Source organism: Nitrospira sp. Kam-Ns4a (genome assembly GCF_965152595.1).
In genome coordinates this window covers 3,481,471-3,501,759 of record NZ_OZ224218.1, presented here as the reverse complement: position 1 = coordinate 3,501,759, position 20,289 = coordinate 3,481,471, and the positions used below count along the sequence as shown (strand labels likewise).

Annotated in this window: 15 protein-coding genes; 14 read left to right on the top strand and 1 reads right to left on the bottom strand. The window is 62.9% G+C overall.

Translation table 11 applies throughout. The features are described 5' to 3' along the window. Positions 1-31 precede the first annotated feature (31 nt). The 7 genes from argS (at position 32) to ACWHYQ_RS17465 (ending at position 10,667) form a co-directional block, all read left to right on the top strand. Complete coding sequence (gene argS, locus ACWHYQ_RS17495; RefSeq protein ID WP_447973388.1) at positions 32-1,792, top strand: arginine--tRNA ligase; 1,761 nt, start codon at positions 32-34, stop codon at positions 1,790-1,792. A 25-nt stretch (positions 1,793-1,817) separates the two neighbouring features. Then, positions 1,818-3,005 (top strand): tRNA guanosine(34) transglycosylase Tgt, encoded by a 1,188-nt coding sequence (gene tgt, locus ACWHYQ_RS17490; protein ID WP_447973387.1) that lies wholly within the window; start codon positions 1,818-1,820, stop codon positions 3,003-3,005. Between the two features lie 2 nt (positions 3,006-3,007). Beyond that, positions 3,008-3,331: a preprotein translocase subunit YajC gene (gene yajC / locus ACWHYQ_RS17485; protein WP_447975586.1), complete on the top strand. Its 324-nt coding sequence runs from the start codon at positions 3,008-3,010 to the stop codon at positions 3,329-3,331. Positions 3,332-3,368: 37 nt separating this feature from the next. Then, on the top strand, positions 3,369-5,012 hold the full coding sequence (secD, locus tag ACWHYQ_RS17480) for a protein translocase subunit SecD (protein WP_447973386.1): 1,644 nt from the start codon (positions 3,369-3,371) through the stop codon (positions 5,010-5,012). Positions 5,013-5,044: 32 nt separating this feature from the next. Continuing rightward, positions 5,045-5,962 carry a protein translocase subunit SecF gene (gene secF / locus ACWHYQ_RS17475; RefSeq protein ID WP_447973385.1) on the top strand — a complete coding sequence of 306 codons (918 nt, stop codon included), beginning with the start codon at positions 5,045-5,047 and terminating at the stop codon, positions 5,960-5,962. Between the two features lie 146 nt (positions 5,963-6,108). After that, complete coding sequence (locus ACWHYQ_RS17470) at positions 6,109-9,231, top strand: PAS domain S-box protein (protein ID WP_447973384.1); 3,123 nt, start codon at positions 6,109-6,111, stop codon at positions 9,229-9,231. Beyond that, complete coding sequence (locus ACWHYQ_RS17465) at positions 9,228-10,667, top strand: sigma-54-dependent transcriptional regulator (protein ID WP_447973383.1); 1,440 nt, start codon at positions 9,228-9,230, stop codon at positions 10,665-10,667. Before ACWHYQ_RS17470 ends, ACWHYQ_RS17465 begins: the two co-directional genes overlap by 4 nt. Positions 10,668-10,685: 18 nt before the next feature. Here ACWHYQ_RS17465 and ACWHYQ_RS17460 read toward each other — a convergent pair whose 3' ends face one another. Further along, complete coding sequence (locus ACWHYQ_RS17460) at positions 10,686-11,786, bottom strand: WD40 repeat domain-containing protein (RefSeq protein WP_447973382.1); 1,101 nt, start codon at positions 11,784-11,786, stop codon at positions 10,686-10,688. A 255-nt stretch (positions 11,787-12,041) separates the two neighbouring features. Here ACWHYQ_RS17460 and ACWHYQ_RS17455 point away from each other — a divergent pair, with 255 nt between their 5' ends. The 7 genes from ACWHYQ_RS17455 to ACWHYQ_RS17425 all read left to right on the top strand — a co-directional run bounded on the left by ACWHYQ_RS17455 (position 12,042) and on the right by ACWHYQ_RS17425 (position 20,256). Beyond that, positions 12,042-13,040, top strand: a complete 999-nt coding sequence (locus tag ACWHYQ_RS17455) for a hypothetical protein (protein WP_447973381.1) — start codon at positions 12,042-12,044, stop codon at positions 13,038-13,040. Between the two features lie 11 nt (positions 13,041-13,051). Next, positions 13,052-13,672: a 4Fe-4S dicluster domain-containing protein gene (locus tag ACWHYQ_RS17450; protein WP_447973380.1), complete on the top strand. Its 621-nt coding sequence runs from the start codon at positions 13,052-13,054 to the stop codon at positions 13,670-13,672. Positions 13,673-14,089: 417 nt separating this feature from the next. Beyond that, positions 14,090-15,043 (top strand): TorD/DmsD family molecular chaperone, encoded by a 954-nt coding sequence (locus ACWHYQ_RS17445; protein WP_447973379.1) that lies wholly within the window; start codon positions 14,090-14,092, stop codon positions 15,041-15,043. A 120-nt stretch (positions 15,044-15,163) separates the two neighbouring features. After that, positions 15,164-16,117: an ethylbenzene dehydrogenase-related protein gene (locus ACWHYQ_RS17440; RefSeq protein ID WP_447973378.1), complete on the top strand. Its 954-nt coding sequence runs from the start codon at positions 15,164-15,166 to the stop codon at positions 16,115-16,117. A 273-nt stretch (positions 16,118-16,390) separates the two neighbouring features. Further along, positions 16,391-18,172, top strand: coding sequence for a B12-binding domain-containing radical SAM protein (locus ACWHYQ_RS17435; RefSeq protein WP_447973377.1), 1,782 nt, complete (start codon positions 16,391-16,393; stop codon positions 18,170-18,172). A gap of 131 nt (positions 18,173-18,303) precedes the next feature. Beyond that, entirely contained in the window at positions 18,304-19,422 is a 1,119-nt protein-coding gene (locus ACWHYQ_RS17430; RefSeq protein ID WP_447973376.1) for a hypothetical protein, read from the top strand. A gap of 21 nt (positions 19,423-19,443) precedes the next feature. Beyond that, complete coding sequence (locus ACWHYQ_RS17425) at positions 19,444-20,256, top strand: tetratricopeptide repeat protein (protein ID WP_447973375.1); 813 nt, start codon at positions 19,444-19,446, stop codon at positions 20,254-20,256. Positions 20,257-20,289 lie beyond the last annotated feature (33 nt).

Here is a 20,289-nt window from a genome sequence, read left to right as displayed (position 1 = left end):
TGCTGAGTCGGAGCGGGGTTAGAAAGGTTCTGTGTCGCAGGACATCGTTCGAGAGAAGGTCCTCGGGGCCATTCGGCATGCTCTTCAGCAGGCCAGGCACAAGGGATTGTTGCAGACCGATCCCCCCGCTACTCTGACGCTCGATCCTCCCAAGCGCCCCGAATGGGGCGACTTGTCCACGACCGTGGCCATGAGCCTGGCGGCGTCCGAGCGGCGCTCCCCGCAGGACGTGGCGGAGATCATCCTGGCGAACTTGGAGCAGCGGGAGCTGCTGTTCGAGCGGGTCGAGATCGCCCGCCCGGGCTTCCTGAACATGACCGTTCGGCGGGAGCTATGGCTCCAGGTGCTCACGGAGATCGAGACCCGGGGGAGGAGCTACGGGCGGAGCGACCTCGGGGCCGGCCGGCGGGTGTTGGTGGAATACGTGAGCGCCAATCCCACCGGCCCTCTGCACGTCGGGCACGGGCGAGGCGCCGCCGTCGGGCAGGCCATCGCTAATCTGCTCGACGCCGCGGGCTACGAGGTCGTTCGTGAATACTACATCAACGACGCTGGCCGGCAGATGAAGCTGCTGGGAGAATCGGTCCTGGCTCGCTACCACCACCTGCACGGCCGCGACGCACCGTTTCCGGAAGACGGCTACCGGGGGGCGTACATCGAGGCGCTGGCCGCCCGCCTGCGCGACCGCGTGGGGGACACACTCCTCGACCTGCCAGCCGGAGAGGCAGAAGCTACCTGCAGAGACCTGGCGTACAAGGAGCTGCTCGCGCTCATCCGGGAGGACCTACGGGCCTTTGGGATCGAGTTCGACTCGTGGTTCAGCGAGGCGTCCCTGCTCGCTTCCGGAGCGGTCGAGCAGGTGCTCGATGAGCTGGCGAAGAAAGGTTGCCTGTTCGAGCAGGACGGCGCCCTCTGGTTCAGATCTTCCGCGTTCGGAGACGAGAAGGACCGGGTCGTGCGGAAAAAGGATGGCGACTACACCTATCTGGCCTCTGACATCGCCTATCACCGGGACAAGCTTCGCCGCGGCTTCGATCTGCTCATTGATGTCTGGGGCGCGGACCATCACGGCTATATTCCCAGGATGCAGGCCGTCGTGCAGGCCTACGGCTATCCGAAGGACCGGCTGCGCGTTGTCCTGGTCCAGATGGTCAATCTGCTGCGGGAAGGCCGCAAGGCCGAGATGTCGAAACGGGCGGGCGAGTTCGTCACGCTGCGCGAGGTCATCGAAGAAGTCGGTGCGGACGCGGGCAAGTTCTTTTTTCTCATGCGGCGCGCGGACACCCATCTGGATTTCGATCTTGAGCTGGCCAAGCAGCGGTCCGCGGAGAACCCGGTCTACTACGTGCAGTACGCGCACGCGCGGATTTCCAGCCTCTTCCGGGTCGCTGAGGACCGGGGCATGAGCGTCCCCAAACCGAGCGAGGCCGCGCTCACAGTGCTCACGGATCCGGACGAGCTGGCGCTCATCCGAAAGCTCTCGGAGTATCCCTCGGTGGTGCAGAACAGCGCGGCGGCCCTGGAGCCGCACCGCCTGACCTTCTATCTCCAGGAGCTGGCGAGCCTCCTTCATACCTTCTATTACCGCCACCGGATCCTGCCGCCTGTGGTCGGGGGCGAGGACTGGGAGGGGGAGCCGCTCGGCGGTGATCCCGAGGCCGCGAGCGCCTGTCATCGCGAGCTGCTGACCACCGAGATCACCGCGGCGCGGCTGGCGCTCATGGTGGCCGTGCGGCAGGTGCTGCGGAACGCGTTGGAGATTCTGGGTGTATCGGCCCCGGACCGGATGTAACCGGCTGTCGAGAGGAAAAGGCCCTATGGTGGAATTTTCTGTCCGCTGCACCGACCTGGGAGGCCGCGCGCGCCGCGGCGCGCTGACGACGACCCGCGGGACCATCGAGACACCTTGCTTCATACCGGTTGGGTCGCTCGGCGCGGTCAAGGGGATCGGCCCGGACGACCTCCAAGCGCTCGGGTACGGGCTGATCCTCAACAACGCCTATCATCTGTACCTCCGTCCGGGCCACGAGGTGGTGGCACAGATGGGCGGGCTGCACGCGTTCACCGGCTGGCCAGGGGCGATCTTGACCGACAGTGGTGGATTTCAGGTATTCAGTCTGGCAAAGCTCTGCCGGGTCACCGACGAGGGGGTGACGTTCTCGTCGCACATTGACGGGTCGTCCCACCACATCACCCCAGAACGCGCTATCGAGATCCAGGAAGCGCTCGGCGCCGACATCATCATGACCTTCGACGAGTGCGTGGCGCTGCCTGCCCCGCGCGAGCGGGTCCGCGACGCGACGCTGCGAACGAACGCCTGGGCCCGGCGGTGCCAAGACGCTCGACGAAGGACCGACCAGGCGCTGTTCGGCATCGTGCAGGGGGGAACCGATCCTGACTTGCGGGTCCAGGCCGCCCGCGACCTCGTCTCGCTGGGATTCGACGGCTATGCGATCGGCGGGCTCTCGGTCGGGGAGGAGGCGTCGGTGCGCCACCACATCGTGGAGGCGACGGTCCCGGAGCTACCAGCGGAGCGGCCCCGGTACCTGATGGGTGTCGGGATGCCGGAGGATCTGGTCGAGGGAGTAGCCAGAGGCCTGGACCTCTTCGACTGCGTGGTCCCGACCCGACACGGCCGGACCGGGTGGCTCTTCACGTCGTTCGGCCGGGTGCTGATCAAGCAAGCCCGGTACGCGCGCGACGAGCAGCCGATTGACCCGGCCTGCCGGTGCACCGTCTGCGCCCGCTATTCCCGGGCCTACCTCCACCACCTGTTCAACGTCAACGAGATGCTGGGCGTGCGCCTGAACACGCTCCACAATCTGGCCTATTTTGCCGAGCTCATGGCCGGGATCCGACGGGCGATCGAGACGGGGACCTTCGAGGCCTTTCGCGCGCGCTTCCAGGCTGAGCGGAGACCGATGGCGGAGGAGGCAGTCGTGGCGGCTGCGGCAGGTGCGGACCGAAGAAAGCCTGGCGCCGATCCGGAGGAGAGACGGGCGTGACGATGCTGACCTCATTGGTATGGGCGCAGGGAACGGGTGCGGCGGGGAGCGGCGGAGGTAATCTGTTGCTCTCCCTGGTCCCGTTCGTGCTGATCTTTGTGATCTTCTACTTCCTGCTCATCCTGCCGCAGCAGAGGAAGCAGAAGCAGCTCCGGGAGATGCTGGCTTCCTTAAAGAAGGGGGACAAGGTGGTGACATCCTCTGGGCTTTGGGGCACGGTCAGCAACATCGGCAAGGAGACCGTGACGCTGCAGATCGCCGACAATACGAAGGTCAAGATCCAGCGGGAGCACATCGCCCGACTGCGGACCGATGACGAAGAATAGTATGAAGAAGAGTTAGGGTGAAAGGCTTGAGGAGGGTATGAAGAAAGTCGGCGGGCGGTTCGCATTGCTGGGCGTGGTCGTCATCCTCTCAATCGCGTTTTTCCTCCCTTCCTATCCTGCGCTTTATCGGTCTCTGCCGGGATGGCTCAAGAAGGTGCTCCCGTCCAAGGGCATCGCCCTCGGTCTGGATCTCCAGGGCGGCATCCACCTGGTCCTGGAGGTGGATGAAGATCGCGCCGTGGAGATTGCGGTGGATCGGTCCGTCAACGCGATTCAGGACATGCTGGTGGACAAGAAGATCCCGGTGGAGTCTGTCAAGCGCACTGGCTCGAATCAAGTGACCCTGGCGTTTCAGAACGCGGAACTCCAGTCGCAGGTGCAGAAGGTGATGGAGGAGTTTCCATCTTTCTTCGAGGTGGAGACCGAGCGCCAAGCCAACCGGCTCGTCTACCAGCTCCGCGAGACCGAGATCAAACGCCTGAAGGACTCCGCCATCAATCAGGCACTGGAGACCATTCGGAACCGCATTGACCAGTTCGGTGTGGCGGAGCCCCTGATCCAGCGGCAGGGCCTCAAGCAGATCGTCGTCCAGCTTCCGGGGATCAAGGAGCCCAAGCGCGCCAAGGACCTGATCAAGGAGACGGCCCTGCTGGAGTTCAAGCTGCTCGACGAGGACAGCAAGCTGCGCAGGGAGCTGCCCCAACGGATTCCGAAGGGGCAGGAGGAGGAATTCCTCAAGCAGATCCACGGTCAGATCCCGGAGGGGGACGAGATCCTGTTCGAGCGCGTGGTAGATCAGGACTCCGGTCGGGAGTTCCGCGTACCCTACCTGGTGAAGAAACGGGTGATGCTGGCCGGCGACGTGCTGAGCGACGCCCGCGTCTCGATCGGCCAGTTCAACGAGCCCTACGTGGCAGTGAGCTTCGATGCGAAAGGGGCGCGCGAATTCGAGCGGATCACAGCCGAGAACGTGAAGAAGCGGATGGCGATCGTGCTCGACAACACGGTCTATTCCGCGCCGGTGATCCAGGAGCGCATCAGCGGCGGCCGGGCGCAGATCACCGGCTCCTTCACCGTGCAGGAGGCGAATGACCTAGCGATTGTGCTCCGGGCGGGCGCCCTGCCGGCGCCGCTCAAGATCATTCAGGATCTGACGGTCGGGCCGTCGCTCGGGCGCGACTCGATCGAGAAGGGCATCCGGGCCACGATCGTCGCCGGCCTGCTCGTCGTCGGCTTCATGGTGGTGTACTACAAACTCTCTGGGGTGATCGCGGATTTCGCGCTGGCGCTCAACCTGATCTGCTTGATCGGGGCCCTGGCAGGGCTGAACGCGACGCTCACGCTGCCCGGCATCGCCGGGATCATTCTGACGATCGGGATGGGCGTGGACTCGAACGTGCTGATCTTCGAGCGGATCCGGGAGGAACTCCGGCAAGGCAAGCCAGTCCGGCTCGCTGTGGACGGCGGCTATGATAAGGCGCTCCTGACCATCATTGACTCCCATGTGACGACGCTGATCACCGGGCTGGCCCTCTTTCTCTTCGGGACGGGGCCGATCAAGGGATTCGCCGTGACCCTGTGCCTGGGCATCGCGATCAATCTCTTTACGGCGCTCGTTGGCACGAAAGTGATCTTCGACCTGATCAACCAGCGCCGCAAGCTGCAGGAGCTGAGCATCTGACGGGGCGGAACGCGTCTGGAGAAGGAGCAGGCATGCTAGAGATTCTCGGCAAGACCAACGTTGACTTCATGGGGAAGCGGAACATGGCGTTCGTCTTCTCCGGCGTGCTCGTGGTCCTGGGCCTGGTCGCGGTCGTCCAGATCGCCAGGGGTGCGGCAAACCTCGGGATTGATTTCGCCGGGGGTACTGCCGTGCAGGTGAAGTTCGAGCGCCCGATCCGGATTGATGAGGTGCGGGCGGCGCTGGAAACCAACGGGTTGCCGAACGCCGATCTGCAAGAGTTCGTCGAGGAGAACAAGATCCTGGTGCGGGTGAAGGCGGCGACGACGATCGAAGAGAAGGTCGCCGAGCGGGTGCTCTCTATCTTTGGCAAGGCCTTTCCTGACAACAAGTTCGTCGTGGACTCCTCGACCGAGATCGGGCCGACTATCGGGAAGAAGCTGCAGGAGGACGCGCTGATTGCCGTGCTGATCTCCTTCGCGGGCATCATCATGTATATCGCGGCCCGCTTTGAGTTTCGGTTCGGCGTGGCAGCGGCCATCGCGACGTTTCACGACGTGCTGGCCGTGCTCGGGGGCTTCTACGTGCTCGACAAGGAGATCACGCTGTTGGTTGTGACCGCGCTCCTGACCCTCGCGGGCTATTCGCTGACGGACACGGTGGTCGTGTTCGATCGGATCCGGGAAAATCTGAAGACCCGGCGCCGCGACGCGATCGAGACCGTCATCAACAGCGGCATCAATCAGGTGCTGAGCCGAACGATTGTGACGAGCTTGACCGTAGTGCTGGTGCTGATCCCCTTGACGCTGGCCGGTGGGGAGGTCCTGCACGATTTCTCGCTGGCGCTGCTGTGGGGAGTCCTGATCGGGACCTATTCGTCCATCTTCGTCGCCAGCCCGCTGCTCCTGATCTGGCCTGGCGGCTACGGCCGGATGCTCCGGCGGGGGTAGCAAAGGGCCTCCGGCGCGTTACCAATTCTTGACATTCGAGGGAGCCTCAATGAAAATGAAGACTTAGAACTTTCCACTCCGTTACCGGAATGAAACTCTGGAGCCGGTCTCACAGCCTCCAGCGGAAGGTAATTACCGCCATCATCATGGTGGGACTGCTCCCGCTTACCCTGTCCCTTCTCCTGACTTACATCGAAGAGCGCCGCGCCCTCCGAGATACGATCGGGGCCAACTTCAAGGAAATGGCCGTCGAGGCGGCCCGGCGCATTGAAATGCAGATCACCAGAGGGATCAACGAGGCCCAGCAGCTCGGCTCCACCCCCTTCGTGCGGACGGCGGTCAAGGAATCGAACCGCAGCTACGCCGGGCGGGAGGAACGGAACGTCCGGGAAATGATCCGGGATTGGCAACAGCGCTGGCGGCAGCGGGAGCGGCAAAGCGAGTTTCCCGTGTTCATCAACCGGATCGTCACGAACTACCTGATCCGGTGGCACGAGATCCGGAAGTCCGATTACCTGGGGATCTTTGTCACGGATAACCATGGCGCCCTGGTCGTCAGCTCGATCCCCCAGGTGGAGTACTACTACGGGAGGAGCGCCTGGTGGCAAGCCGTCTTCAACAGGGGGCGCGGGCAGGTGTACGTCAGCGACATCTACTTCGATCCCTCCTTCGGCACCCACGTGGTGAACACCTCCGTGCCAGTCTACGATGAGGACCAGCAGACGGCCATCGGCGCGGTCACCGTCCTGCTCAAGCGCGACTCCCTCTTCCACTCCCTTTCGGATGTGGCGATTGGGGCGACCGGGCACGCCATGCTCGTCAGCTCCGACGGGACCCCGCTCATCTGCCCGGTGCTGGCGCCGGAGGAGCACGCTATCACCCCCGCGCTCGTGCGGGTGATCGCGAGCCCGCAGGCGGGCTGGGACGTCGTGGCGGACGACTCCCACGGTGGACGCAACGCGATCGTCGGCTTTTCGCCGGTTCGCCTGACGGACCGGCTGGCACCGGACAGTCTCGGGGGCAAGCACTGGCTCACCTTTGTGCGCCAGAGTCCGGAGGAGACCTACGCGCCGCTGGACCAGTTGCTCGTCAAGGTGGCGGCGTATGGCGCCGTGGTCTTTGCCGTACTGTGCCTGACGGGGCTGATCGTCGCCCGGCGGCTGGTGCGGCCGATCCAGGTCCTGCACGATGGTGCCCAGCGTCTGGGGGCCGGGAACCTGGACCAGCGCCTCACGTTGACAACCGGCGACGAGATCGAGCATCTGGCGGACGCGTTCAACCGGATGGCCGCCAATCTCCAGCAGTCCTTCGGCCAGTTGCAGCAGCGGATGGCGGAGATCCGGCTCCTCGAGGAGAAGTATCGAGACCTGATCGAGAACTCGCCGGAGATGATCCACCAGGTCAACAAGGCGGGGCAGTTTGTCCACGTGAACCAGACCGAACTGGACAAGCTGGGGTACACGTTGGACGAGATGCTACGCATGCACCTGTGGGACATCGTCCCCAAGGGACGGGAGCCCGAGGTGCTGGCCTTCCTGGAACGCCTCATGGTCGAGGGGCGCGGCTCGATCGAGACGGTGTTCCTGACCCGGGACGGTCAGCCGATTGACGTGGAGATCCACTCCACGGCGCTCTTCGATCCCCAGGGCGGAGGGCTACTCTACTCGCGGGCCTTCGTCCGGGACATCACCCAGCGGAAGCTCCTCGAGCAGAAGGTGCAGCGCTATACGACGCAGCTCGAGCAGGAGATCGCGGTCCGAACCCAGCAGCTCTCCGAGTCTGAAAAGCGGTATCGCACGATCTTCAATCTGGCGGCGGATTCGGTCTTCATGGTGAACCCCGACGGGACCATCGCCGCGGTCAATAAGCGGGAGGAGCAGGTGCTCGGGTATGGGGAGGCCCAGGTCCTCGGACGCCCGTTCCTCGAGCTAGTCCTGCCGCGGCACCGGGCGGTGACCAAGGGCTTGTTGGAGAAGATCGTCCTGGGCGAGCGCCAGGTCCCCACCCAGGAAATCGAGGTCGCCAACAGTGCAGGCATGCCCGTGCCAGTCGAGATGGACCTGATCCGCATCGCCGAGGGCTCGGCGGTCTCCGTGATGGTGCAGCTCCGCGACATCACGGAGCGGAAACGGCTGGAGCAGCAGCTCCAGGAATACAGCGAAGAGCTGGAGGATAAGGTCCGGCAACGGACGCAGGAAATCGAGGAGACAAAGCAATACCTGGAAAACCTGCTGGAGAACGCGAACGACGTCATTTACACGCTGGATGCAGACCAGCGCTTCACGTACGTGAACAGCAAGGTGGCCATTTGGGGCTATCGGAAGGAGGATCTGCTGGGACGGCCATACCTCTCGCTCCTGTCCAAGCGACATCGCGGGCGGCGGCTGAAGAGCACGCTGGACATCGGGACCAAGCAGGTCTACGAGGTGGAGGTCATGAGCCGGGCGGGGGAGGCCCGTGCGGTGACCGTGAGCGTGTCGCCGCTCTTCGACGCCGATGGACGCATCCAGGGCGTCCTTGGCATTGCCCGGGATATTACCGACACAAAGAAGCTCGAGCAGCAGATCCTCAAGTCGGAGAAGCTGGCCTCCGTCGGGAAGCTGGCGGCGGGCGTCGCGCACGAGATCAACAACCCGCTCGGCGGAATCCTCAACTGCCTCTACAACATCCGGAAGGGGAGTCTGTCGCCGGCGCGACAGGAGGAGTATCTCGTCTCGATGGAAGACGGGTTGCGGCGGGTCCAGAAGATCGTCCGCCAGCTCCTGGATTTCTCCCAACAGCACGAGCCGGAGCTCTCCAGCACGGACATCAACGCCCTGGTCGAACGGGTGCTCGTGCTCACCAACCACGCCTTTGTCGCGAGCCGGATCCGGCTCGCGAAGCAGCTCCAACCGGACCTGCCCGCGCTGATGGTGGACCGCCACATGATCGAGCAGGTGTTGATGAACCTGATCCTGAACGCTATCCAGGCGATCAAGGGCGGCGGGGTGATCACGATCCGCACGCGGTTGGCGGGGAGCGCCTGCGCTATTGACGTCGAGGACACCGGATCCGGCATTCCGCCCCACATCCTGCCGCGCATCTTCGATCCGTTCTTCACTACGAAGGCGACGGGGGAAGGCACCGGCTTGGGGCTCTCCGTCAGCCTGGGCATCGTGGAGCGGCACGGCGGGCAGATCCTCGTGGAGAGCGAAGTAGGCAAGGGCACGGTGTTCACCGTCTGCCTGCCCCTCACCCGTGACCGGGCACCGGCGGGGAGGACGGCATGAAACCTCCGGCGATCCTCATCATTGACGACGAGCCGCTGATGCGGCTGTCCATGTCCGATGCGCTGAAAGCGGTCGGGTACGAGGTGCGGGCTGCCGCGACCGGGGACGAGGGCGCCCAGATTCTCGGGAAGGAGGTCTTCGACATCCTGATCACCGACCTGCGCCTTCCTGGCCCCGACGGGCTCGACCTCCTGCAAGTCTGCAAGCAACGCTCGCCCCGGACGGAGGTCATCGTGATCACGGCACACGGATCGGTCGAGACGGCAGTCGAGGCCATGAAGCTTGGAGCCTACGACTACATCACGAAGCCCTTCTCGATGGAGGAGTTGCTCCTCATCGTGGATCGGGTCAGCAAGGTGCTGGCGCTGCGGCAGGAGAACCAACTCCTGCGGGAGGAGCTGGAGGGCAAGTTCAACTTCCAGGGCATCCTCGGCAAGAACGAGCGGATGCGCGAGGTGATGGAAAAGATCAAGCTGGTGGCCGCGACGGATTCGACTGTGTTGATCGTCGGCGAGAGCGGGACGGGCAAGGAGCTGGTCGCCAACGCCATTCACCGGAACAGTCCGCGCCGGGACCAGGCGCTCATCAAGGTGAGCTGTGCGGCCCTGCCAGAAGCGCTGCTTGAGGCGGAGCTGTTCGGACACGAAAGGGGTGCTTTCACCGGAGCGTTGCGGCAGCGCCGCGGCCGGTTCGAGCTCGCCCACAAAGGCACGCTGTTCCTGGACGAAATCGGCGAGATCTCCCCGGTCGTCCAAGTCAAGCTCCTCCGGGTCCTCCAGGAGCGGCAGTTTGAGCGGGTCGGCGGAAACGAAACCATCGAGGTGGACGTGCGCCTCGTGTGCGCGACCCAGAAAGACCTGAAGAAGGAGGTGGCCCAGGGCCGCTTCCGAGAGGACCTGTACTACCGGCTGCACGTTGTGCCGATCCTGCTGCCGCCGTTGCGCGAGCGGCGCGAGGACATCCTATTGATCGCCGACCACATGCTGCAGAGCCGGTGCGCCAGCATGAACAAGCCGCTCAAGGGATTCTCGCAGGGGGCGCGGGAGGTGCTGCTGAAGTACTCGTTTCCGGGCAACATCCGGGAATTGGAGAACATGGTCGAGCGGGCTGTGGCGCTAGGGCGACCCAACGAGGAGGTGCAGGCGTGGGATCTGTGTGGGTTTCCTTCCTGCCCGTTCCTCGGCGGGCCACCGCAGGAGAGCTGTGGCTTCTGCAGCGAAGGGCTGACGGGAAAGGCCGGCCCGGGCGGGATGCCGGAACCGCTCGCCGCCGCCCGGGAGCAGTTCGAGCGGCAGTACATCCTGGCTGCGCTCGAGCGAACCGAGGGCAGCCGGACCGCCGCCGCGAAACTACTGGGGCTGTCGAGGAAGGCCCTGTGGGAGAAGTGCAAGCGTTACGGCATTGCGGCGGGAAAACCCGAGCCGGAGGAGGAGTAGGAGGACGCAGGGCGCGCGCTACGAGGCGCCTCCTTCCCATAGCTTGACGGTTCGATCCCACGAAGCGGAGGCGAGCCGAAGCCCGTCCGGCGAAAACGCCAGCCCGCGCACGCCGCCCTGGTGTCCGCGCAGGGTCCGGAACTGGCGGCCCGTGGCGATGTCCCACATCTTGATCGTCTGATCGTCGCTCGCGCTGACCAGGACCTTGCCGTCAGGGGATACGGCCAGATGGCGTATCCAACCCGCGTGCCCCTTCAAGGTCCGCAGCTCGGTCCCGGAGGGCATCTCGAAAAACTTGATCGTCGAGTCGCGGCTACCGCTGATCAGGATCTTGCCGTCCGGGGTGAAGGTCATCGCGCCGATCCAGTATTCCATCGGCTTCTGGAATCCGCCTTCGTCCTCGACGAAGAACCCGCGATATTCCGTCGTGTCGTCGTCGAGCACCTCCTTCCAGTGCCCGTCGAGGAGCACCTTTTCCTCGCCGCTCGGCAGGACTTCCCAGATCTTAATTTTACCGATGTCGCTGCCGCTGGCCAAATGGATGCCGTCGGGCGAGAACGCGACGCATGGCGTCCAGTGATGATCGTAGGGGTCACGCCCGAGGAGCGTCATCAGCTCGGTCCCGGTCGTCACCTCCCAGATCTTGATGTCCTTGTTGTGGCTCCCGCGGGCCAGCATCAAGCCATCGGGCGACAGAGACAGGGTGCAGATGTTATGGTCGTAGCGCGTAAAGAGCAGCTTGGTCGGCTCGCCGGTCTTGGGATTCCACATCCGGATCGTGCGGTCCTCGCTGCCCGTGATCAGGATCTGCCCGTCCGGGGTGAAGAGCGCGGCCCGGATGTCGTGGGTGTGGCCTCGCAGCGATCGGAGCAGCCGCCCGGTCTCAATGTCCCAGATCCGGACGAACCGGTCCACGCCGCCGCTGGCGAGCGTCAGGCCGTCCGGGGCATAGGCGACGGTCCAGACCCCGTGCGAGTGGCCCCGAAAGGTCTTCACCTCCCTGGCTCCGGCTTTCCAGTATTCGAGGAAGTCAATCGCCGGCGGCGTGGGCGGGGCCGGTGCCGGGGCAACGCCCGACGGCTGGCCTCCCTGGGGCTGGATTGCGGATGCATCGGTCATGAGAGGTCCTGGACGAGATTCAGGCAACCAGGTCGGCGCCTCCTTCGCGGCTCGGACCCGGTTTGCAAATCATCGAATCACCAACTATAATCAATCATTGACGTCTGAATCGCGTGCATCATAGGGGAAGCCGCGGAGCCAAGTCAAGCCGTCGTTGGCCGCGGGGTGGCCCACCGCCTCGCGGCCCAACGATCGAGGCTTGCTCCATCAGAGGCGTGCTCTCCCGCGCGAGGCCGTCAGGGGAGAGAGACCGGTATGGAAATCAGGTTCCAGCCCGCCTTGCTCCAGGAGGTTATTGACTCCTTTGTCGAGAAGACCGAACGGGAGGGCGATCCAACCTACTACCGCGAGTTCCACGAGCTTGCCGATCCGATCTACGAAAAGTTCTCCCTCGACGATCGTGAGGCGGAGTTTAAGAAGCTCTACCAGTACCTTTTCGGGATCTGGGGCTTCTCGGACATCATCCGCGACGCGTTCGACGAGTTTCCGACACTAAAAGAAAAAATCGGCATTGTCCTGGTGAAGGGCGTGCTGAAAGAGGATCAGGAGGGCGTGGACATCCTGCGGAAGTGGGGCTCGGTGGAGCAGGATCTGGCGAAGCAATTCGAGGAGAAGGGGCTCAAGGGCGTCGGGATCAAATTGATCCCGCGCCGCTTCTACGATCCCGCCCTGACCCGCTACTGCCGGCATGAGCTGACCCATATCGCCGACATGCTGGACGAGGCCTTCAACTACGATCCAGACACCAAGGTCGGCCAGAATCCCGGCGAAGAGACCCTGATCTTGCATCGGTACCGGGTGCTGTGGTGTCTGAACATCGACAGCCGGCTCACCCGGGCCGGGAAAGAACCGATGCTGACGAAGGAAGACCGGTTCAAGGAATTCCGGTCCTGGTACCGCAAGATTCCGCCGGCCCAGCTCAAGGCGGTCTTCGAAGGGCTGTGGCAATCGGACATGTTCACGCATTCCGAGCTGGTGGACATGGCGACTGATACGTTGCGCGTGATGGAGCGGGCGATCGAGACGGAAGGCGGAGAGGTCCCGGAGGTTCACAACAAGGTCATGCTTATGCCGGGCTTCCCCTGTCCGCTGTGCCGCTTCCCGACCTACTCCTGGGTTGAAGACCTCGAGCACAAGGTGGAAAAGTACGTCCTCGATTTTATCAGGGAAAACCATCCGGGCTGGGACGTGGAGTTTGGCGCGTGCGACCGGTGCGTCGAGGTCTACAAGCTACGGGCGGATGGCGTCATGTAGGTAGACCACGTATGGGCAGCGATCCGCAATACGGCCGCCGCCATTTCTTGAAGGACTCGGCGCTCTCCTTTATCAGGACTGCCCACGAGTACGTCAAGCACCGGGACGCTCCCTCTGAAAAGCCCAAGCCGACGCCGCCGGCGCGGCAGGACTGGCTCAGACCCCCCGGCGCCGTGCCCGAAGCGCTCTTTCTCGAACGATGCACCCAGTGCGGCGATTGCATCGAGGCCTGCCCCTATGAAGCTATCAAGGCCGCGCCCGGCGGCACCCCGGTGATTTTTCCGGACGAAGCGCCCTGCCACCTGTGCGAGGATTTCCCCTGCATCGCAGCCTGCGAAGCCGAGGCGCTGCTGCCAGTCGAGTCCAAGGAAGCGGTGCGGATGGGCGTGGCAGTCGTGTCCCACCGACTATGCACGGCGGGGCAGGGGTGTCATGCCTGTGTGTCGCACTGTCCGACTCAGGCCCTCTCCATGGACTTCGCGGCCTTCCGTCTCCAGGTTGAGGCCACTCGCTGCGTGGGGTGCGGCCTGTGCGAGCAGGTGTGCAAGACCGTCAACGACAAGATCGCCATTCGGGTTCTGCCGGCCCGGATGCTCCCGTCCGGGAGCGGCCAGTCGGCGACCGAGAAGTGAAGCCTAGGAGCCTGTCCGACATTGACCATGCTGCAGCGGCTAACGATGTCCTGCGGGTACCCGCCTGGCGGGTGTGCATTGTTCTCGACCCCTGAAGAATCCTCAACGGATTCCAGCGAACACGCCTTCGGTTTTCGGGGGTCTGCGGTCGTGCATCCACCGGCGCCTCCTTCGCCTCGCGAGGAGCGGCAATGTCAGACAGGCGCCTAGCCCGTTGTAATAACAGGAAAAACCAGTATTTCATCGCGAAGGCTTCCTGCGCGACGCGGGGGTGAGTTGGAGCTTGACATCATTCCGGGCTTTGCCTATGATACCGCCAACCTGAGCCGAGAGATCGCGGGTCGGGATCAGGGGGGAGTAGGGCTCCTGTGCCTCGTGTCAGACCCTCGAGCTTGACGTGAAGGGGGATCAGCGAATATGAGCACCAAGGAAACTGAGCGGCGAGTCGGCGCCCCAGTGGGCCAAGGCGTCGGCGCACTGAAGGATTCACCAGCGGTCGAACGGGCTTTAGGGCGAAGCAAGCTCTACCTCCTTGTCTCATGGAGCCTGTTGTATCCGGAAGACGAGGAGTTCCTAGACTACCTGCAGAGCGGCGAGTTTGTGGAGGATGGGCGGTCGGCGATCGAGAGCCTTGAGAAGTCGCTCGACGGGATCGGTGGGGACCGGGCGAAAAAGAAGCTGACGGCGCTCGCTGGTTATCTCGATCAAATTGAGGAATGGGTTACATCGGAATGTATGAATTGGAAGCTCGAGGACCTGCAGGCTGAACACCGCCGCGTGTTTAGCAACGTCATCAGCCTCGACTGCCCCCCCTACGAGACCCTCTTCGGCAACGACCATGTCTTCGGCCAAGCCCACGTGATGGGAGACATTGCGGGATTCTACCGAGCCTTCGGTCTGGAGCTGTCCAAGGACATCCATGAGCGCATGGACCATCTCAGCGTCGAGCTGGAGTTCATGCATTTCCTCGGCTACAAAGAGTCGTACGCCCGCTGCCACGATGGGGACGAGAAGACACAGATCGTCGTGGACGCCCAGAAGAAGTTCGTCAAGAACCACATTGGCCGCTGGGTGCCGCTCTTCTCCCGCATGCTCGCCAGGAAGGCCGACTCGGGGTTCTTCAAGTACATGGCCGACTTCGCCAGCGACCTCATTGAGTTCGATGCGGCCTACCTGGGGGTGACCCCGCAGCCCTATTCGGAGGCCGAGTATCGGCCGGCGACGTTCAACGCGCCGGAAGGGCAGACGTACGAATGTGGCGCACAGGACCAGGGGAACGAACTGAGCATGCTGCTTGACGAGGTCGGCGCGCAGTCGTTCCTGGACAAGGAGAAAGGACGGGATGAATCCGGACCGGTGGGCAATGCGTGACCCCCTGTCCGTCTCGCGCTGCGTCGCTTCCATCTGCCCGGGGCGATGTAGCCAAGCATTGATCGTCGGTAGCGTTGCAGAGGAGTCTTCAATCTTTAATCGAGAGGAGGGCATATTCATATGAGAGTGGTGCAGACACGCAACAGAGCTGTTGTGTTGGGCATTCTTCTCTCTGCTCTGGCGATCGGGTTCGTACTCACGATCGGACAAGTGCCCCTGGCAGTGAGCCAGCCGGTCACGATTCCGGTCAAGGCGATCAAGGGACCCATCCCGATGGACGGGGCCAACCCCATCTGGGAGGGCGTGCCGGGGGTTGTCGTGCCGCTCAGCGGTCAGACGATCACGACGCCGATGCATCCCAACATCTCGGTGAAGTCCGTCTTCGTCAAAGCGGTCACCAATGGGAAGGAGATCGGCTTCCGGCTCGATTGGGCGGATCAAACCAAGAACGATACGACGATCGGGCCGCAGGACTTCCGCGATCAGGCCGCGATTCAGTTCCCGGTGAACACGTCCGGGGCGCCGCCGTTCCAGTGCATGGGGCAGTCCGGCGGTACGGTGAACATCTGGCGCTGGAACGCGGAGTGGCAGAAGGACCTCGGCAAGGACAGCGCCGGCATCTGGGATGTGGATGACCAGTACCCGGGCATTTTCTGGGACTACTACTTTGAGGAGCCAGCGGGCGGCGTGACCTATCCAGACCGGATCGGCCGCAGCCTCGGACCCTTCAACCCCGGGATCTGGTCCGGCAACATCATGTCAGATCCGACGCTGCGCGTGAGCTCGGTTGAGGACCTGAACGCGAACGGCTTCAGCACGCTGACCACGCAGGCCCACCAGGACGTGATCGGCAACGGGTTGTGGGAGCCGGCCGGCTCGATCAAGGGGGGATGCTGCACCGGCCCCACCTGGCGGATCGTGGTGAAGCGCGCGCTGACGACGAGTGATCCGAACGATGTGCAGTTCAAGCCCGGCATGTCCGTCCCGGTGGCCTTTGCGGTGTGGGACGGTTCTAACGTCGAGCGGAACGGCATGAAGGGGATCTCGACCTGGTTCACGTTGAAGCTCCCGTGATCGGCTGACGGGAGGCCGGACAGCAGCGTGCTGACTGCGTTCCGGGGGACTTGAAAACTTCCCATCGAACGAAGGCCCCGAGTCGGTCGTCCAGGGGGACGATGGCGGCTCGGGGCTTTTGTTTTGGCCCCTTTGCAGAAGACTGGATGGACCGGCCTGTGCGGGGCGCCGGTTGCAATCGAGGAAAGCCCGGGTGTATAAGGGAGAAAAGGATTTCGCCACCGCGTGCGGCATGTGGATCAGGAGTCAATCCTTAGGGTAGTGGGCGGTCTTATGAAAGTCTCCCTTTTGTTTCCCCCCACGTGGCATCCGTCCCAGCCGTACCTGAGCCTGCCGTCCCTCACCGGATTCCTTGCCCAGGCCGGCGTCCGGAACGTCACCCAGCGTGACCTTGGGATCGAGATCTTAGACACGGTCCTGACCGAAGCCTTTGGGCACGAGGTGTATGCTCGGCTCGTTCAGAAGCAGCGGGAACTGGAGGCGCGGCAGAGCGGGGAAACGGGGCCAGGGAGCACGGAGCATTACGCCCGGCTGGTCGAGTCCCTCGAGCGATTTCCCTACCTGATTGATCAGATCGAGCCCGCAAAAAACTCCTTGCGCGGTGAGGGGTTCTACGACATTGATCGGTATCGGGAATGCCTCTTCTTAATTGACAAATGGCTGGAGCTCGTCTCCACCCTCTACTTCCCCACTAGGCTGACCGTGGTGGACAACCAGTTCGGGAACTACTCGATCTATTCGTCCAAGGACTTGATGAAGGTCATCCGGGACGAGGAGCAGAATCCGTATCTCGGATTGTTCCGGGATCGGTTCCTGAGATCCATCCTCGCGGACAACCCGGATCTCGTCGGCGTGTCGATCACAGCGACCTCCCAGATCATTCCAGGCCTGACGTTATGCCGTCTCATCAAGGAGGCTCGTCCCGACGTCCATGTGACCATTGGCGGAAGCATCTTCACGCGGCTCGTGGACAACCTGCGACGCTGTCACAGTCTGTTTGAGCTTACCGACGACTTTATCGTCTTCGAGGGCGAGACCGCCTTGCTCGAGCTGATCAACCAGCTCGCCGGCAAGCGGGACTTTGCCAAGGTGCCGAACCTCATCTACCGGCAAAACGGGCGGGTCATGGTCAACCAGCCCTTCTACTCGGAAAACATCAACCAGCTTCCGGCGCCCAACTACGACGGATTTCCGCTGGGGCGCTATCTGGCGCCCCAGACCGTCCTGCCGGTCCAGTTTTCCCGCGGGTGCTATTACAAGGACTGTGCCTTTTGCGCGCTGACTTTGGACCATCAGAATTTTCGGCAGAAGGATCCGGGAAAGACCGTGGATGAGCTGCAGGCGCTATCAGACAAATACGATACCCCGTACTTCTTCTTCACCGACGAGTGCCTGGCGCTGTCCCCGACGAAGCGGTTGTGCCAGCAGATCCTTGACCGGAACCTGAGCCTCCAGTGGACCGCGGAGATGCGGTTCGAGAAGAACCTGTCACGTGATCTCCTCAGGCTAATGCGCGACGCCGGATGCCTCAAAATTGTGTTCGGCCTTGAGTCGTTCAACCAGCGCGTCATGGACTTCATGAAAAAGGGGATCACCCAGGACAGCGTTCGGCGGATCACCGAGGATTGCCTGGATCTGGGTATCGCGATCCATATGTATATCATCGTGGGCTTTCCAACCGAGACCGAGGCGGAAGCCATGGAGACGGCAAACTTCATCATCGAACACACACGGCTGAACTCGTCCTACGGGTTTTCCTGCCAGCCCTGCCTCTTCGACCTCGAGAAGGAAGCGCCGATCATGGGGGATCCCGGGAGTTATGGCATCCGTCGGATCATGAGGCCCGCGTCCGAGGACTTGAGCCTCGGATTCTTCTACGAAGTCCAGGAAGGAATGACGCCCGAGGAGGCCGAGCGGGTCTATCAGCACGTGTACCAGAAGATTAGCGAGCTGGTCTGCGAGTTGCCCTTCAACTACTCCATGGCGGACGGACTACTGTATATCGCACGAGCCAAAGCCCAGGCTCGGCACGTGCCACAGCCCGCCGGTTCCTGACGCAGGACTGCCGGTGCATTGTAGGATCGGGCCGCTCCCTCGCACTGTCGCGGGTTGACTGAGCTCGGTGCTTCTGGCTATAATCCGACACCGAACCTCGCGGAAAATGGTGAGAGAGGCTCTTCAGGACCATGGCAGTTGCAGAGCTCCAGGAGAAGGAGGGGGGAAGGCTTGAAGAGCAGGGTCTGCTCTTCGAATATACCGTTAAGGCGTTATTGCTAGCCGGGCTGCTCGAACTCGTTCTTTACCGGCTCATCTCCCGCCTCGGGATGCATTTCAGCAAGGTTGCGGAACAGCACGACTGGGTCCGCGTCTTCTTCCAGGCCCTCTCCTCCGTCGGGTTTACCCTGCTCAACTTCGTCTCCGTCTTGGTGTTTCTGGCGATTCTGGTCCTTCTGCTTAGCCGGGTGAAGACGGGGAGGGGACTGGGGTGGCGGGACGGCTCGGTGGTCGCCTCCGTGTCGCTCCTATTGCTCCTGACCGTTGGGTTCATCGTGTCTCCGCCAGCGATGGTGGGCTCGGTGGTCTACAACGCGGCGTTCCTGCTCGTCCTCGTGGCGCTGCTGACGGACTACGGGTTTGCCGGCCGCCCCTGGTCGCAACGGATCATGGTGGCCTGTTTTGTGCTCGGGGTCGGGAGCTGGGTCTATTACCAGACGATCTCGACGGCCTACGGACTGCTGAACGTGGCGGCGATGCCGCCGTTCGCCCACGAAGTCAATCGGGCGGGTGAAGCGCTCATGGTACTGGCGAGCATCCTCACCGCATGGGCCTACGGCGGGCTTCCTGCTTGGACAAGCAAGAACCGGCGACAGCGGCGACGGGCCGTCGCTTTCGCACTCGTTGCGACGGCGCTCTTCCTGGCGCTCCTCTTTATGGACTACTTCCTGGGACTGTACGACGAGGCGCTCGCCGAGAAGGTCCGTAAGGCCAGCCAGGGGATCGGATGGATCTTCCAGATGGGTATGGGCTACACCTTCTACCTCCCCTTTGTGCTGTACGTGACCGGCCTCCTGGCGTGGTCCTACGCGGTGAGCAAGCTGCTCATGATGGGACGTCCTGCTGGGTACGGATTGGCCCTGATGTTCATCGCGGGATACGCGCTCCAGCTCTCCCATCTGACCCTTATGGTGGTGCTGGGTCTCATGTTGCTGGTGCTGGATCGCCGCAAGGCTGCGGTCCAGATGGGCGAGCGCGCTGCCGAACGGGCGCTCGCGTCCTCGCCGGTCCTGGGCGGGCAGGCTTCTTAACGTGGGACGGGTGACGCATCTATGAGTGACCAGGACGTTTCCAAGCAGCCGGATCCCGGCGGGACGACGGTCGAGCAGCCGGAGCCGCAGCTAACCCCCGAAGAGGAGATCGCCGAGCTGGAGAAGCTGCTGGCGCAAGAGCCGGACGATTTCCAGGCACGCTGCCGCCTCGGCGAGCTGTATTTCAGCAAGGGGAGGCTGGACGACGCGCTGACCGAGGTTAAGAAATCCATCGAAATGGCCGAGGCGATCCGGTTGGAGATGAACCGGTCGCTCGCGATGTACTACTCGAACCTCGGGACGATCTACGCCACCAAGAACATGGCCGACGAGGCGGAGGCCCAGTTTAAGAAGGCGCTAGAGCTGAACGCGTACGACGTGTTGGCGTTGTTCAACCTGGGGCGTCTGTACAGCGAGAAGCGACAGTTCGTTGAGGCGAGGCAATACTACGAGCGTCTGGTCGAGGTCACGCCGGATGATCCGATTGCCTGGTACAACCTGGGCGGTGTGTACGTCGAGCTGGACAACCCTGCGGTGTCCGACTACAACACGATTGACATGGCGATGCAGTGCTATCTGCGCACGCTGGAGCTGGATCCGTGTCACCTGGACGCGAGCTTCAAGCTGATGGATATCGCCCTCAACCACAACAAATTCGATCTCGCCATCAAGGTGATGGAGGATGCGGTCGAGCATAACCCGGACGAGCCGCTGGCCTACTACAATCTCATCAACATGTACGACAAGTGCAAGATGTTCGAGCAGGCCGAGCAGGCTCGGCAGAAGCTGAAAGAGCGCTTCGCCCGCCGGGCCAAGGAAACCGGGAAGGGCTGAGGGACTTCCCATCAACAAGGAGCGAGAATCGCT

Bases quoted from the DNA above. Each gene is read 5' to 3' on its own strand.
- tgt (WP_447973387.1), top strand. From the start codon at position 1,818: ATGGTGGAATTTTCTGTCCGCTGCACCGACCTGGGAGGCCGCGCGCGC.
- yajC (WP_447975586.1), top strand. From the start codon at position 3,008: ATGCTGACCTCATTGGTATGGGCGCAGGGAACGGGTGCGGCGGGGAGC.
- secD (WP_447973386.1), top strand. From the start codon at position 3,369: ATGAAGAAAGTCGGCGGGCGGTTCGCATTGCTGGGCGTGGTCGTCATC.
- secF (WP_447973385.1), top strand. From the start codon at position 5,045: ATGCTAGAGATTCTCGGCAAGACCAACGTTGACTTCATGGGGAAGCGG.
- ACWHYQ_RS17470 (WP_447973384.1), top strand. From the start codon at position 6,109: ATGGTGGGACTGCTCCCGCTTACCCTGTCCCTTCTCCTGACTTACATC.
- ACWHYQ_RS17465 (WP_447973383.1), top strand. From the start codon at position 9,228: ATGAAACCTCCGGCGATCCTCATCATTGACGACGAGCCGCTGATGCGG.
- ACWHYQ_RS17460 (WP_447973382.1), bottom strand. From the start codon at position 11,786: ATGACCGATGCATCCGCAATCCAGCCCCAGGGAGGCCAGCCGTCGGGC.
- ACWHYQ_RS17455 (WP_447973381.1), top strand. From the start codon at position 12,042: ATGGAAATCAGGTTCCAGCCCGCCTTGCTCCAGGAGGTTATTGACTCC.
- ACWHYQ_RS17450 (WP_447973380.1), top strand. From the start codon at position 13,052: ATGGGCAGCGATCCGCAATACGGCCGCCGCCATTTCTTGAAGGACTCG.
- ACWHYQ_RS17445 (WP_447973379.1), top strand. From the start codon at position 14,090: ATGAGCACCAAGGAAACTGAGCGGCGAGTCGGCGCCCCAGTGGGCCAA.
- ACWHYQ_RS17440 (WP_447973378.1), top strand. From the start codon at position 15,164: ATGAGAGTGGTGCAGACACGCAACAGAGCTGTTGTGTTGGGCATTCTT.
- ACWHYQ_RS17435 (WP_447973377.1), top strand. From the start codon at position 16,391: ATGAAAGTCTCCCTTTTGTTTCCCCCCACGTGGCATCCGTCCCAGCCG.
- ACWHYQ_RS17430 (WP_447973376.1), top strand. From the start codon at position 18,304: ATGGCAGTTGCAGAGCTCCAGGAGAAGGAGGGGGGAAGGCTTGAAGAG.
- ACWHYQ_RS17425 (WP_447973375.1), top strand. From the start codon at position 19,444: ATGAGTGACCAGGACGTTTCCAAGCAGCCGGATCCCGGCGGGACGACG.